Origin of the sequence: Solibacillus sp. CAU 1738 (assembly GCF_039888725.1) — a bacterium.
Lineage (GTDB): Bacteria > Bacillota > Bacilli > Bacillales_A > Planococcaceae > Metasolibacillus.
On record NZ_JBDQQN010000001.1, the window covers coordinates 909,586 to 923,888 of the forward strand.

The following is a 14,303-nucleotide window of genomic DNA, read 5'->3' on the forward strand; positions in this document are numbered from 1 at the left end:
AGTGGAAGTTTCTTTATTGTATGGAAAAGGGAATTTGAAAATTAATGTACCGGATCATTCTGTTGTGTTAGAACCAAAAAATATTCCTGGATTGTCAGATGAGATGGAAGCATTAAATAATGCATTATTAAACCCGATTGGTACATCACCAATACATGAAATGGCAAAAAGTACAGACAAAGTTGCAATCGTTATTAGTGATATTACACGTCCTACTCCAAATGAAAAAATAGTTCCGGCTATTATTAAGGCACTACCACATGTCCCAAAAGAGAACTTTGTCATTATAAACGGTACCGGTACGCATAGAGATCAAACAGAAGAAGAATTCATTCAAATGCTAGGTGAGGATGTAGTTAATAATATTCGTATTATTAATAATAGCTGTCATGATAAATCAACCCAAACAAAAGTGGGAACAAGTCGATTTGGCTGTGATGTGTGGTTGAATTCTGAATATGTTGAAGCCGATTTTCGTATTGTAACAGGATTTATCGAACCACACTTTTTTGCAGGGTTCTCTGGAGGTCCAAAAGGGATAATGCCAGGTATTGCTGGTATTGAGACAATTATGACATTTCATAATGCCAAAATGATCGGGCATCCGTTAGCAACATGGGGGAATATGATTAATAACCCATTACAAGATATGACGCGTGAAATTAACGGCATGTGTAAGCCTCATTTCATGCTAAACGTTACGTTAAACCGAGAGAAAAAAATTACGAATGTGTTTGCTGGGGAATTAATTGAAGCTCATGATTTAGGCTGTGCCTATGTTAAAGAACATACAATGGTAAAGTGTGATGAGCGTTTTGATGTAGTCATTACGTCAAATTCTGGTTACCCATTAGATCAAAATTTATATCAAGCAGTAAAAGGAATGAGCGCCGCGCAAAAGATCGTGAAAAAGGGCGGAACGATTATTTGTGCAGCTGAATGTATAGATGGTTTGCCTAACCACGGGAACTATGCAGAAATACTACAAATGAGAAAAACTCCGCAAGAATTACTTGATATGATTAATGATCCGAACTTTAAAAAATTCGATCAATGGCAAGTACAAAAACAAGCAGTTATTCAAGTATGGTCAGATGTGCATTTGTACTCAACTTTATCGCAAACACAAGTTGAAAACAGCATGTTAAATTATTCAGATGATATCGAAAAAACTCTTGAGCAATTGAAGGACAAATACGGTCCAGATTATTCCATTGCAATACTACCAATTGGCCCATTAACTATTCCTTATGTGGAAGAGTAGAATCATCTTGAAATTGTATTTAGCGATATTGTAATAAGAGATTAGTTATTTCAGAATTAGCAAATTAATGTTTCAATTTGTATCCGTAAATAGACTAAAAGACCTTCCGTTTATGGAAGGTCTCAGACTGTAGTCAAAACCATAGAAATTTGATTTTGACTACAGTCCTTTTAAAAAAATAAATAGTAAGAAACCGTTGATTTGCGTTTCAGGCGCTCCCTTTCCGCAGGCACGGCTTCAACTAATTTTTGCAGCGGATCCGCCGCAAAAATGGATTTTCCGCCCGTGCTGTTCCTGCAGGAGTGTCGCGCCTTCCACTTCAATCAACTTGTATTGGCTAATGATAAAATATTCTGCTCTTAACGTGCTGAAATACTTGAGGTAATGATGAAAAATCAAATCAATGAACGTGAACAACTTGAGTCACTGACAATTGAACAGCTTGTACCAGAATACAATCTTGTACTTAAACTAGATGTTGCGATTGATTTCAATATTATTTATCCATTAGTAGACAAAAGGCCTTCCGTTAAGGAAGGTCTTTTTTTATGAATTTAATAAGAATTATATTTTTTTAGATAATTTACTAATCCATTTTCATTTAGAATTCGTACCATTACATCAGGGAGTTTAGCAGCTAAAAAAGTTTGCTGATTTTCTAAATTGTGAACTTTTCCCTCAGTTAAACTTATTTCTAACATATCACCAGATTGAATATTATAATTTTTTAATTCAATTAATGGAAGTCCAATATTAATCGCATTTCTAAAAAAAATACGAGCAAATGAATGGGCAATAATTACTGAGATTCCTGCTGATTTTAAGGCGAGTGGCGCTTGTTCACGTGAAGAGCCACATCCAAAGTTTTCCCCTGCAACTAGAATATCGCCTTGTTTCACTATTCTATGAAAAGCAGGATCTAAGTCTTCTAAAACATGATTTGCCAACTGTTGCATATCCAATGTTTTTGTATATTTTCCAGGTATTATTCGATCTGTATCAATATTATCACCGTATACATGCGCTTTTCCAATAATATTCATCGGACAATGGCACCTCCTTGAATTGCTAAATTGGGATTTATTATTTTGCCATGTAATGCAGCTGTTGCTACAAAAGCGGGGGAGCCCAAAAAAATATTGGATTCTCTGTTGCCCATTCTTCCTTGAAAATTCCGGTTAGTAGATGAAACGATATTTTCTCCGTTTCCTGGAACACCTTGATGAGTTCCGACACAAGGTCCACAACCCGAAGGAAGAAATGTAGCGCCAGCTGCCGACAATATTTCGATCGTTCCATCTGCTAAAGCCTTTTGAAACACATTTCTAGATGCAGGAGCAATAATTAATCTTACTTGAGGGTGAATTTTTTTCCCTTTAAGTATATCTGCTGCTACATGTAAATCTTCTAATCTACCATTAGTGCAACTGCCGATAAATGCTTGTTGAATGGATATTTCATTAACTTCTGAAATTCCTTTTACGTTGTCAGGTGAGTGTGGGATGGCAATTTGTTGTTCAATATCACTTACATCAATTTCAATTGTTTTTATATAATTTGCATCAGGGTCTGCTTCGATTGCTGTGAATTCATAAGGTAATTTTAATCCCTCTAAATCAACAAAACCTGCTTTAGCTCCCATTTCAATAACCATATTGGCCATTGTCATTCTACTGTCTAGACTCATCGTCTTGATTACCTCACCAGTAAATTCGATAGCTTGATAAGTAGCTCCTTGAATTCCCACGATACCTACAATGTGTAGAATTAAGTCTTTTGCATATACCCCTTTTTGCAATTGGCCACTCAATACAATTTTAATTGTTTCAGGTACCTTTAACCATGTTTTACCCGTTAACATTACGCCTGCTAAATCAGTAGATCCAACGCCTGTTGCAAAAGCGCCTACAGCTCCATAAGTACAAGTGTGAGAATCAGCCCCCAGTACTAATTGTCCAGGCAAAACATGATGGTTGTCTATCATTAATTGATGACAAATACCATCTCCCACGTCATAAAGCCTTATACCATGTTTGACAGCAAATTCTCTAATTAAGTCATGGAGTACGGCAATTTTTTGATTGGGTGCTGGAGAAGCATGATCAATGACAAGCTTTATTTTATCTGGGTCCCAAACATTAGTACCTCCCATTCTTTCAAAAGCTTGAATCGCTAGAGGTCCAGTAGTGTCTGTTGCCATAATTAAGTCAACATCTACAATTGCAATTTCACCGACTTTGACTTGCTCAGTTGAATGATTTGAAATAATCTTTTCAATGATTGTTTGCCCCATTGTTTTCACCTTTCCCTTTCCCTAGAGTAGAATTAGGTTTAGTTCCACTATACGAAACGCGTTTTACTTTGAAGTTTATTCAATCGTATTTGTAATTTAGAATGTTGTCAATATACAAATAATTAATTATCAGATTATTTAAAATAAAAAGATTTTTCATTGACTTTCAATTTATTGTTAGTTTAATATGAATTTAATCAATATTATAAAACGCGTTCCATAATACGGAACGATTAATTTGTAAACTAAAAAGGGGGAAATTAAATAATGAGTTTTGTTTGGGAAAATGCACTTTCTGTGACAGATCGTCTTGTTATAGAAAAAGGAGGCTATGGTGAGAAAAGGGGATTAGGTGAAAACCCATTACTCGTAATCATTGATGTTCAACATAATTATGTAGGGGATGACAAACCGATTGCCGATCAACTTAACGAGTGGCCGAGTGGTGGTGGAGAAGAAGGATGGAAAGCCATTCGAAAGATTCAACTGTTAAAAAAAGCTGCTAAAGAAAATAATATACCAGTTCTCTATACTAGAAATGTTCAAAAAAGAACAAGTTTTTTTGATTCTTTTGCTACTAAAGCAAAAAGAGATCATACCAAATATATTGACGGGCGACCAGAGACACAAATAGTTTCAGAGCTTGAGCCAGATGTAATGGATATTGTTGTTGATAAAAGTTATGCGAGCGCTTTCTTCGGGACACCATTAATAAGTTATTTAGTAAAAATGAAAATAGATACATTAATAATAGTCGGAGGTTCTACAAGTGGATGTGTAAGAGCAACTGCCATTGATGCTGTAACTCATAATTTTAATGTTGCAGTTGTTCAGGACGGTGTTTATGACAGAATAGAACTTTCTCACAAAGCAAGTTTACTAGATTTGTGGATGAAGTATTGTGATGTTGCCACTTCAAGTGAAATACTCCAATACTTTGACAATATAACAGAAAAACAAACTTCCAATTTGTAAATAGACTTTAGTGAAGGGGGAAGTAAGTTGAAAGCTGATTTATTAATTAAAAATGGTTTAGTTGTTTTTCCTAAAGAAGGTGTACGCAATGTACATATTGGAATAACTGATGGACTAATATCGGGTATTTACTCAAGTGATGAGGAGATTGAATCCAACGAAGTACTAGATGCTTCAGGTCTTCATATTTTTCCTGGATTAGTTGATACTCACGAACATTTAGGCATTTACAATAGCGTAGAAGCTGATTTTCTAGATACAAAACAGCATGCCATTGGTGGTGTTACAACAATCGTAAACTATGATCGCCAAGTTGAAAGCTATCTTGATTTCTTTCCTAAGGTTCAGGAGATTGGAGAAAAAAATAGTTATATTGATTTTACCTATAGCCTAGGAATTTTAACGGAACAACATATTGATGAATTAGAAGAAACAGTAGAAAGATTTGGTTTAACATCATTTAAATTTTTCAGAAATTATGAGAGGCAACTAAACGATAAATTTAAAATTAATAATGGAATTGATCTATCATCTTATGATTTAATGAGACTTTTGGAAAAACTTAAAAGCATCTCTCCCAAGTTATTATTGGCAATTCATTGTGAAAATATGGATATCAATCGTAAATTAATTTCGAAGTATGAAAATGAAGGTCAGGACAATGGTTTAAAAACCTGGTCTTTAACAAGCCCCGGCTATGCTGAAGCAGAATCACTATTAAGTACCTTGTATCTTAACAGTATTGTCGATGGGAATGTATATATCGTTCACCTTACATCTGCAGCGAGCGTCGATATTTTAGAAAAAATGCCTTGGTTAATAGAAAAGGGAGTTAAAGTGGAAACATGTGCACATTATTTATGCTTAACAGAAGATTCTAGTGTGGGTCTAAATGCAAAAGTTGGTCCACCAATTCATACTATGCACGATTCAGACAGACTTTGGGAAGGAATTAAACAGGGATGGATTAATGCAATTGGAACAGATCATGTGCCAAATAGCCTGAAAACCAAATACAGCAAAGGCGAGGGCGTATTCGATGCTCTTTACGGATTCCCTAGTGTCGGTTCATTACTACCCATCATGATTAGTGAAGGATTTGTAAAGCGAGGGTTACCGTTAGAAAGAATCGCGGAGATAACTTCTTATCAGCCTGCTGAGTCCTTTAATTTACCATCTAAAGGAAGAATAGAAGTAGGTGCAGATGCAGATTTTGCTCTTGTTGATTTAACAAAGAAAAAAGTAGTTTCTCCTCAATTAATGTATTCCCATTCAGACTATAGCGTCTTTGATGGGTTTGAAGCAGTAGGTTGGCCAGTATATACGATTAGTAGAGGTGAAATAATAGTTAAAGATGGTCAACCAATTAAAGAAAATGGACGTGGGAAATTTATTAAAAGATTAATCTAAATGAGAAAGGAAGTGGATATTAATATGCCTCGTGATCATATAGAATTTCTCAATACACAAGAGCAAAAATGGCAATCACATGATTTTCCTGGATTTTCAACAGAAATAAAGCAAAAACTATTAAGTAAAGACCGTCAAACAGGTGCAATCACTAGTCTTATATCTTTACCCGTTGGACAAAACACTATAGGAGGAAGCTACAATCATTCAATTGAAATACTTTTATTAGAAGGTATTCTGAAAATTGGAGATGAAATACTGGGTGATTTGACCCATGTATATGTAGAAAAGGGTGCAGAATTACCTTCATTAACTAGCCTAACTATGTGTGAATTACTCATTATGACAGAAGGAACATTGGAATTTCAAGAAAACGTTCATGGGTACGAGGATAAAGAAATGAGAATAAAAAAAACCAGTGAATTGCCATGGGAGGGAACCATAACTCCAGGATTTCCAACTGGAGCAATGAGGAAAAGTCTTTTTAAACATCCAGAAACAGGCGCAAGTTCTTGGCTACTAGGGGTTTTGCCCCAATTTAAAGATTCTCGTTATGAAATTCATCCAGTTGTCGAAGAAGGCTATCAAATCTATGGCAACTTAAATACAAGCCGTGGCAACTTTGGAGAAGGTCACTATTTTTGGCGACCAGCTGAAATCCCTCACGGAGATTTTAATACCCAAAAGGGGTGTTTAACTTTTTTTAGAACAGATGGTCCTTTGCAAACTACTTATATTGAAGCGTCAGATCTTATTAAATAGTTTTAAAATGTGCATTTCTAATGTTGCTATGAAAAGTTCAAATTCTTGGGAGGAATGATTTTGAAAAAGGGAAATGTTGTGTTTCAAATTGTTTTCGTAAAGCTTTTGATTGTTGTTAGTCTGCTATTAGGTGTTCATACTACATTTGCAAAAGAAATTAAGAATGATACATCACCAAAAGTTCTGAATCCAGGTTCTCTTTATTTACAAATTAAGGATCCACAAGATAGGTTATTTTTTAATGCACTTGCCCGACCTGACGGAAAAGATATGGTATACCACATAAAAGGGAAAGCTTATGCTTATGTTCCAGGCGATATTTACAAATCCAAGTTAAATCATGGAGCAGCACTCTTCGGTATTGAAGGGTATAACATCCGTAAAGCCGTCCAAATAGAAGGAACAAATGATGTCATCGTTTTGACTAGAGAGATTGTTTTTTATACGGACTTAAAAACGGGTGAAATTTTGGAAAAATGGACAAATCCTATAACTGGTAAAACGTATCCCGTATCTCATATCGAAAATGATCATGTGAACTTCCATTATAGAGTTGAAGATGGAAAATTGAAGACCGTAATTAATAATGGAAACAGAGAGATTGGTGCTTTTCCTATTGCAGCACCAGAGTCGTTAGGAGATTTGTTAGTTTATCATGCAGATGCGTTTCCTCTTTATAATTTAAATGAACGTTATAACATTAATGATTCTATGAACTTAAAAAACGAAACTTATACTTCGGCTGAATTTTTTGATTTTTTAGTTTCGGATAAATATGTAAACCAAATGAAAGGGAATCAAATTCCGAAAGGTTCCGTACCTTTTACAAATTCTTGGACTAGGGTAAGCCCATGGACTCCTTGGATGGGTTTAGATGAAAATGAGTACGCTGGAAATCTGACTTTCCATGCTCGTAGCGAAGTATTAGACGGGTTCGATGATTTACCGGAATGGATAAAGGAAGAAGTAAAAGAAAATTATCCTCTTTATACATCTTCTTTAGATTCGATAGATTCTTCTCCGAATGCAACAAGCTGGACCTCTTTTTATGAAAGCGTTTTAAAACCTATAAATAAGACTTGGAAGGAATGGTTAAAACTATATCCGTAAGAAATCTGCATGCACCTGTCTTAAAGCAAATGTTATTGGGAAGTTCAAATAGCCTCTAGAATAGACAAAATGTATTAAAAAAACAGGAGGGACTAAAATGAGCGTTTTAAAAAACATTGGGAAAAATCAAAAGTTTATTATAGCAGTACTATTTTTAGGGGCAGTTATTTCCATTTTCGATCGCATGGTGATGAGCTTAGCTATCAATGGAATTGGTAAAGAGTTTGGGCTTGATCCAGCAATGCAAGGTGTAATATTAAGTAGTTTCTTTTTAGGTTACGCGATTATGACTATTCCAGGAGGATGGCTAGCAGATAAATATGGCGCGAAACTTGTTATTGTTATTTCTATTATTACCTGGTCTATTTTTACTGGACTAAGTGGTTTAGCTTGGTCGGTTGGTTCATTAATTGCAATTCGCTTCCTTTTTGGTTTAGGGGAAGGTGGATTCCCTGCTGCTAGTACGAAAGCTATTGCGGAATATATACCTAAAGGTAAAAGACCAAAATCACAGGCGTTTATAAAATCAGGTGATCCAGTTGGTTTGACTATAGCACCACTGATTGCAGCACCACTAATTGTATTACTTGGTTGGCGTTATATGTTTATCATTATTGCAATCGTAGGAATATTTCTAGCACTTGCGTATTTAATTATTCCTAAGCGCGATAAACTAGCATTAGATATGGAAAATGCTCAACATCCGAAAGTTTCACTAAAGGAACTAGCAAAGGTTAAAGGGATTTGGAGTTTTGTAATAGCTTGGTTTGGTGTCTGTATCTATATGTGGGGCTTTGCTAGTTGGCTTCCATCTTATTTAATGATGGAACGTGGATTAAACTTATTTAATGCAGGATTATTATCAGCAATTCCTACAACAGTCGGAGTTATTGGAACTATATTAGGCGGGTTTTTAGTAGAGAAAATTTTTTTAGGAAGAGAGCGAATCTTATTCATAATTGCGGGTCTTTTTGGAGCGATATTCATTTTTGCAATGTATAATACTGCTTCACTCGCAATGGCTATTTTCTTCCAGGCATTAGTTGGGCTCTTCATGCAAGCTGGAATGGGTGGATTCTGGGCTGTAACACATAAAGCCTTCCCATCTCAAATAATCGGTTCAGCTGCAGGTCTAATAAACTTCTCCGGCCAAATTGCAGGGTTTATTTCCCCAATGGCAATTGGATTTTTAATTACAGCTTTGAATGGATCTTTTGCTGCAGGGATTGGTTTTTTAATCTTTGGAACAGTCATATTTATGATTGCTTCAATTTTCATTAAAGTGGGAAACAAGACTAATGAAGTACTAGATGAAAGCAGTACTATATTAACATAATGGAATGAGAGAGAATTGAGGTGGGTGTCTGTGGAAGTACAAGCAGAACAACAAAGTAGAGAGAATGTAGCTAGCTTATCTTATAGAGCACTTGCATTACAAGTTACTTGTAATGCGGTTAATCAATTAACATCTCGAGACGAAGTACGCAAAAGTATGATGGAAACAATTAATAGATTAAGTAAACAAATTCGTGCAAGTATAAATTTTATAGGAAAAGATACACGTTTGGTAGTGCTACCTGAATATTTTTTAACTGGGTTTCCAATGGGAGATACAATTGAGGATTGGAGAGGTAAAGCTTGTATTGAAATGGACGGAGCAGAATATGATGCTTTAGGTAATGTTGCGCAAGAAAACAATATATTCTTATCAGGAAATACCTATGAGCTTGACCCTCATTTTCCAGAAATCTATTTTCAAACGAGCTTTCTAATAAATCCTGCTGGTGAAGTAATCCTACGTTATAGAAGGTTAAACTCAATGTTTGCTCCAACCCCGCATGATGTGTGGGATAAGTATTTGGAAATTTATGGTATAGAAGGTGTGTTTCCAGTTGCTGAAACGGAAATTGGAAATATTTCCTTAGTAGCTTCCGAAGAAATTCTTTATCCAGAAATAGCGAGAGCATTTGCAGTGAGAGGAGCAGAAATATTGCTTCACTCCTCATCTGAGGTGGCAAGTCCAAAATTGACTCACAAGCATATAGCCAGACTTGCACGGTCTATCGAAAATATGTGCTATGTTATCTCTTCTAATTCAGCGGGAATAGTTAATACAGATATTCCAATTGCATCAACTGACGCAGGATCCGCAATTATTGATTATAATGGACAAATTCTTGTTGAAGCTGGTTCTGGTGAAAGCATGGTTGCTAATGCAGAAATTGATGTTACAGCACTTAGAAGACATCGACGAAGACCAGGAATGGGTAATTATTTATCTCGTCAACGATTCGAATTATATACACCTACTTACTGTGAAAATATTTTTTATCCTGCAAACAGTTTAAAAGAAAAGAAGGCAACTAGAAATCATTTTATTCAAACACAACTAGATGTTATTACTAAATTAGTGGAGCAGGGGGTTATTAGGTGAAAACCTTTGAAGTTAGAAACCCTAGAACTGGTTTAGTAGATTATCAAATACAGCCTCCAAATTCAGAACAAATATCTGAATATTGTTTAAATCTAAGAACTTACCAATTTACCTGGTTTAATCTTGGTTTAGACAGACGTATTAATTTGTTACAAAAGTGGAAAGAAGAATTAATGGATGCCAAAAATGATATTATAACTCTTTTAGTGCATGATACTGGAAGAAAAAGTGAGACAATACTAGAGTTTAATTCCATTATTGCGATGATTGATCGCTGGTGCAAGCAAGCTCCAGAACTATTAAAACCTGAGGAAAGAAAAATATCTTCTATTCCATTTTTAAATATTGAAGGACAATTTGTGCCGTATCAACTAGTAGGAGTGATAAGTCCTTGGAATTTTCCGCTACTACTTTCTTTGATTGATGCTATTCCAGCTTTATTAGCTGGAAGCGCAATAATAATAAAACCTAGCGAATATACCCCACGTTTTGTAGAGCCATTAATGAAAACAATTGAAAAAGTAGAACATCTTAATAGTGTTCTAAAAGTTGTAGTAGGTGCTGGAAATACAGGAGAAGATATTATTAACAATGTAGACTTAGTTGCTTTTACCGGTAGTGTAGATACGGGTAGAAAAGTTGGGGAAGCATGTGCGAAAAGATTTATTCCTTCTTTTCTGGAATTGGGTGGGAAAGATCCGGCGATTGTTCTAGATACTGCGGATTTAGATAGAGCAACTTCTGCAATCTTGTGGGGATCGGTTGCTAATGCAGGACAATCTTGTTTATCAATTGAAAGAGTTTATGTAGATAGAAAGATAGTAAATAACTTTGTGAAATTACTTTTACAAAAAGTAAATAAATTACAGTTTGCCTATCCAACTCCTGATGATGGACAAATTGGTCCGATAATTACGAAACAACAAGCTGCAGTTATCAAAACACAACTAATAGATGCAATCGGTAAAGGTGCAGTTATTCATAGTGGTGGGGAAATAGAGGACAAATCAGGCGGAGAATGGTGTTTTCCAACAGTGCTTTCAAATGTAAATCATCAAATGAAAGTAATGGTTGAAGAAACATTTGGCCCTTTGATCCCAGTTATGAGTTTTCAAAATGTAGATGAAGCAATTTCACTTGCAAACGAATCTAGTTTTGGATTAGGTGGAGCAGTTTTTGCAGGTAGTGAGGAAGAAGCGCTTACAGTTGCAAGCAGATTAGAAGCTGGTGCCATTAGTATTAATGATGCAGCACTCACAGCAATAATGTATGAAGGAGAGAAAAATTCCTTTAAATTTTCAGGAATGGGTGGTTCCCGCATGGGACCAGCATCTATCCGACGTTTTATTCGAAAAAAAGCTTTTTTAATAAATACAGGTGCTACAGATCCATGGTGGTATGGAGTTTGATAGTATTTAAAACACATTAATAGGAGGAATTACTAATGAATATTCGTAACGAAATGCCAGTATTCGCAAAACATGAAGGTGAATGGAAAGGGGTATACACAGTTGTTGATCCAAAAGGAAATGTACTAGATAAACATGATTCATACTTAACTTGTTATTTTCAAGAAGATGATCATTTTCCTTATATTCAAACAAACACATACTCTTGGGAAGATGGTAGAAACGAAAAGTTTAGTTTTCCTGGATCGTTTAAGGATAAAAAAATTATATTTGATACCGAAAGAATTAATGGTTACTCCTGGGAAATAGATGAGAATACAATCGTCTTAACATGGAAATATGTAAATGAACCAAACAATTATCTTTATGAAATGATTAATATTAGTCCTGATGGGAAACATCGAGCTAGAGTATGGCAGTGGTTTGAAAATGGAGAGTTAACTAAACGAACAATTATTAAAGAAGAAAAAGTTGTTTAATAAAAAATAATGTAAAAAGCTGTTTGAACATACAAAAGGATATTCTTATAGTGTTGGGATATCCTTTTTTTATAATGTTTATTAAAAATTTAACTTATACGTATAAAATCAATAACAAAGATATTGTAGAAAAGAAGTGAATTATAACTATGAATAAATCATTTGAAAAAATGTTTGATATATTGGCGTTATATTCTATGGAAAGAACAAGTCTGTCTATTAGCGAAATTCAAAAAGAACTTGGCTATCCTAAAAGTACTGTGTTTCGTACTCTAAATACGATGCAAGCTTATAACTATATTCAGCAAAATCCAGACAATCAAAGGTATTCTTTAGGTTTCAATTTTTTTAGATTAGGTAGTATTTATCAAAGCCAAATGGATTTTCGGTCGGTTGCTTTACCTATTATGAAAGATACGATGGAAAAAACAAGTGAGACAGTGGAGTTGAACATAATTGATGGTTTAAATCGTATTTGTGTTGAAAAGGTAGATAGCCCGCTTGATGTACGTAATTTTGTACGTATTGGGGATAGAAAGCCAGTGTATCTTGGAGCCTCAGGGAAAGTGTTAATGGCTTTTCAAAAAGAAGCAGAGCTGAAGAAAATAATCGAAAAGCTTTCTAGTGAAGAGTTGAATATAAGGAATCTGAAAAAAGATATACAAAATATTAAACAAAATGGCTATGCCCTAACTAAGGGGGAAAGAGTTCCAGGTAGCTTCGCTATAGCTACACCTATTTTTGATAATAAGGAAGAACTGGTTGCAAGTTTAACAATCGCAGGACCTATTCAACGCTTATCTAAAGAGCGTGAAGAACAATTGATTTCTATATTGTTGAAGGCAGCGAAGGATATTTGTGAGAAGTTAGGGTATTTCAAATTCGAATTCAATTAATAGATAAGTTTATTTATCATCCTATTTGGAGGGCTGAAAATGAAAAATAATACTAATAACAGGAATGGGCCATTAGAGGGTATCCGTATTTTAGATATATCAACTATGATAGCTGCTCCATATGGGGCCAGTTTACTCGGGGATTTTGGAGCGGAAGTGATAAAAATTGAAATCCCCAAAATAGGTGACTCATTAAGAGGAATGGGACCGTTTAAAGATGATGAGCCCCTAAGATGGTCGACCCTTGCTAGAAATAAAAAATCACTCACTCTCGATCTACATGATGAGGAAGGTCAAAATATTTTAAAAAAGCTTGTTGCAAAATCAGATGTTATTATTGAAAATTTCAGACCAGGAACTCTTGAAAAGTGGAATTTAGGCTATGAGGACCTAAAAAAGGTTAATGACAATTTAATAATGATTCGTGTTACGGGATACGGCCAAACAGGACCTTATTCTCATAAAGCCGGATTTGGTACTCCAGCTACAGCATTTAGCGGTTTTACTTATTTACATGGTTATTCAGATCGCCCGCCGATAAGCCCTTCTTTTTCTTTACTAGATTATATTACGGGTGTTTATGTTGCATTTGCTACTTCAACAGCTCTATATCATAGAGACGCAGGTAAAAATGGAAAAGGTCAATATGTAGATATCGCCTTATATGAGACAGTTTTTCGTATGATGGAATTTTTAATAGCAGATTACGATCAAAACGGACTAATTAAAGAGCGTTCACCGGGACTAAGTGGTCACTCTAGTCCAGCTGGTACTTTCCAAACAAAAGATGGGCATTGGGTAGTATTAGTTACTAGTTCAGATAGAACATTTGAACGTCTAGCTGAAGCAATGGGGCGTAAGGATATGCTGACGGATGACCGATTTTATTCGAATGCAGTACGCCTTCAACATTTCGAATTGACAAATGGTATTGTAGCTGAATGGGTAAAAACAAAGGATCGTGAAGAGCTACAAGCTTATTTGGATAGCTACGGAGTTCCTATAAGCCCAATTTATAGTATTGAAGATATTTTCCAAGATGAACATTATAAAGCGAGAGAAAATATAGTAGAAATAGAGCATCCGAGACTTGGCAACATTAAGATGCCTGGGATTGTGCCAAAGTTTTCTGAAACTCCTGGATCCATTCGAAATATTGGTCCAGAATTAGGTGAGGATAATGAAGAAATATTAAAAAGTGTAATAGGATTATCAGAGGAGGAAATTTCTCATTTGAGAGAATTGAACATTATTTGATGAAGGAGCATGAC

Annotated in this window: 13 protein-coding genes and 1 pseudogene; 12 read left to right on the forward strand and 2 right to left on the reverse strand. The window is 35.2% G+C overall.

Annotated features, from left to right (window positions below; genetic code table 11):
- Position 1 precedes the first annotated feature (1 nt).
- Together larA and AAFN87_RS04570 are read left to right on the forward strand one after the other, a co-directional pair.
- Positions 2–1,264, forward strand: coding sequence for a nickel-dependent lactate racemase (larA, locus tag AAFN87_RS04565; protein ID WP_347789842.1), 1,263 nt, complete (start codon positions 2–4; stop codon positions 1,262–1,264).
- Between the two features lie 384 nt (positions 1,265–1,648).
- Positions 1,649–1,795, forward strand: a pseudogene (locus tag AAFN87_RS04570) (IS5/IS1182 family transposase); the annotation flags it as partial.
- Positions 1,796–1,818: 23 nt separating this feature from the next.
- On the opposite strand, the gene AAFN87_RS04575 reads toward AAFN87_RS04570, so the two are convergent.
- Both AAFN87_RS04575 and AAFN87_RS04580 read right to left on the reverse strand, forming a co-directional pair.
- Positions 1,819–2,307, reverse strand: coding sequence for a 3-isopropylmalate dehydratase small subunit (locus AAFN87_RS04575; protein WP_347789843.1), 489 nt, complete (start codon positions 2,305–2,307; stop codon positions 1,819–1,821).
- Entirely contained in the window at positions 2,304–3,557 is a 1,254-nt protein-coding gene (locus tag AAFN87_RS04580) for a 3-isopropylmalate dehydratase large subunit (RefSeq protein WP_347789844.1), read from the reverse strand. Before AAFN87_RS04580 ends, AAFN87_RS04575 begins: the two co-directional genes overlap by 4 nt.
- A gap of 267 nt (positions 3,558–3,824) precedes the next feature.
- Between AAFN87_RS04580 and AAFN87_RS04585 the strand changes: the two genes are divergently transcribed.
- The 10 genes from AAFN87_RS04585 (at position 3,825) to AAFN87_RS04630 (ending at position 14,289) form a co-directional block, all read left to right on the forward strand.
- Positions 3,825–4,532 (forward strand): isochorismatase family protein, encoded by a 708-nt coding sequence (locus tag AAFN87_RS04585; RefSeq protein WP_347789845.1) that lies wholly within the window; start codon positions 3,825–3,827, stop codon positions 4,530–4,532.
- A 27-nt stretch (positions 4,533–4,559) separates the two neighbouring features.
- The gene (locus AAFN87_RS04590; protein ID WP_347789846.1) at positions 4,560–5,942 is read left to right on the forward strand and encodes a dihydroorotase; all 1,383 of its coding nucleotides are present in this window, start codon (positions 4,560–4,562) and stop codon (positions 5,940–5,942) included.
- Between the two features lie 12 nt (positions 5,943–5,954).
- Positions 5,955–6,704 carry a DUF4437 domain-containing protein gene (locus tag AAFN87_RS04595; RefSeq protein WP_347789847.1) on the forward strand — a complete coding sequence of 250 codons (750 nt, stop codon included), beginning with the start codon at positions 5,955–5,957 and terminating at the stop codon, positions 6,702–6,704.
- Positions 6,705–6,764: 60 nt separating this feature from the next.
- The gene (locus AAFN87_RS04600; RefSeq protein WP_347789848.1) at positions 6,765–7,814 is read left to right on the forward strand and encodes a DUF1838 family protein; all 1,050 of its coding nucleotides are present in this window, start codon (positions 6,765–6,767) and stop codon (positions 7,812–7,814) included.
- A gap of 97 nt (positions 7,815–7,911) precedes the next feature.
- Positions 7,912–9,150, forward strand: coding sequence for an MFS transporter (locus AAFN87_RS04605; RefSeq protein WP_347789849.1), 1,239 nt, complete (start codon positions 7,912–7,914; stop codon positions 9,148–9,150).
- 30 nt (positions 9,151–9,180) lie between these two features.
- The gene (locus AAFN87_RS04610; protein WP_347789850.1) at positions 9,181–10,248 is read left to right on the forward strand and encodes a nitrilase-related carbon-nitrogen hydrolase; all 1,068 of its coding nucleotides are present in this window, start codon (positions 9,181–9,183) and stop codon (positions 10,246–10,248) included.
- Complete coding sequence (locus tag AAFN87_RS04615) at positions 10,245–11,657, forward strand: aldehyde dehydrogenase family protein (protein WP_347789851.1); 1,413 nt, start codon at positions 10,245–10,247, stop codon at positions 11,655–11,657. The genes AAFN87_RS04610 and AAFN87_RS04615 overlap by 4 nt, the downstream gene beginning before the upstream one ends.
- A gap of 35 nt (positions 11,658–11,692) precedes the next feature.
- Positions 11,693–12,136: a DUF3598 family protein gene (locus AAFN87_RS04620; protein WP_347789852.1), complete on the forward strand. Its 444-nt coding sequence runs from the start codon at positions 11,693–11,695 to the stop codon at positions 12,134–12,136.
- 149 nt (positions 12,137–12,285) lie between these two features.
- On the forward strand, positions 12,286–13,032 hold the full coding sequence (locus AAFN87_RS04625) for an IclR family transcriptional regulator (protein WP_347789853.1): 747 nt from the start codon (positions 12,286–12,288) through the stop codon (positions 13,030–13,032).
- Positions 13,033–13,071: 39 nt separating this feature from the next.
- Entirely contained in the window at positions 13,072–14,289 is a 1,218-nt protein-coding gene (locus tag AAFN87_RS04630; protein ID WP_347789854.1) for a CaiB/BaiF CoA transferase family protein, read from the forward strand.
- The last annotated feature ends 14 nt before the right edge of the window (positions 14,290–14,303 follow it).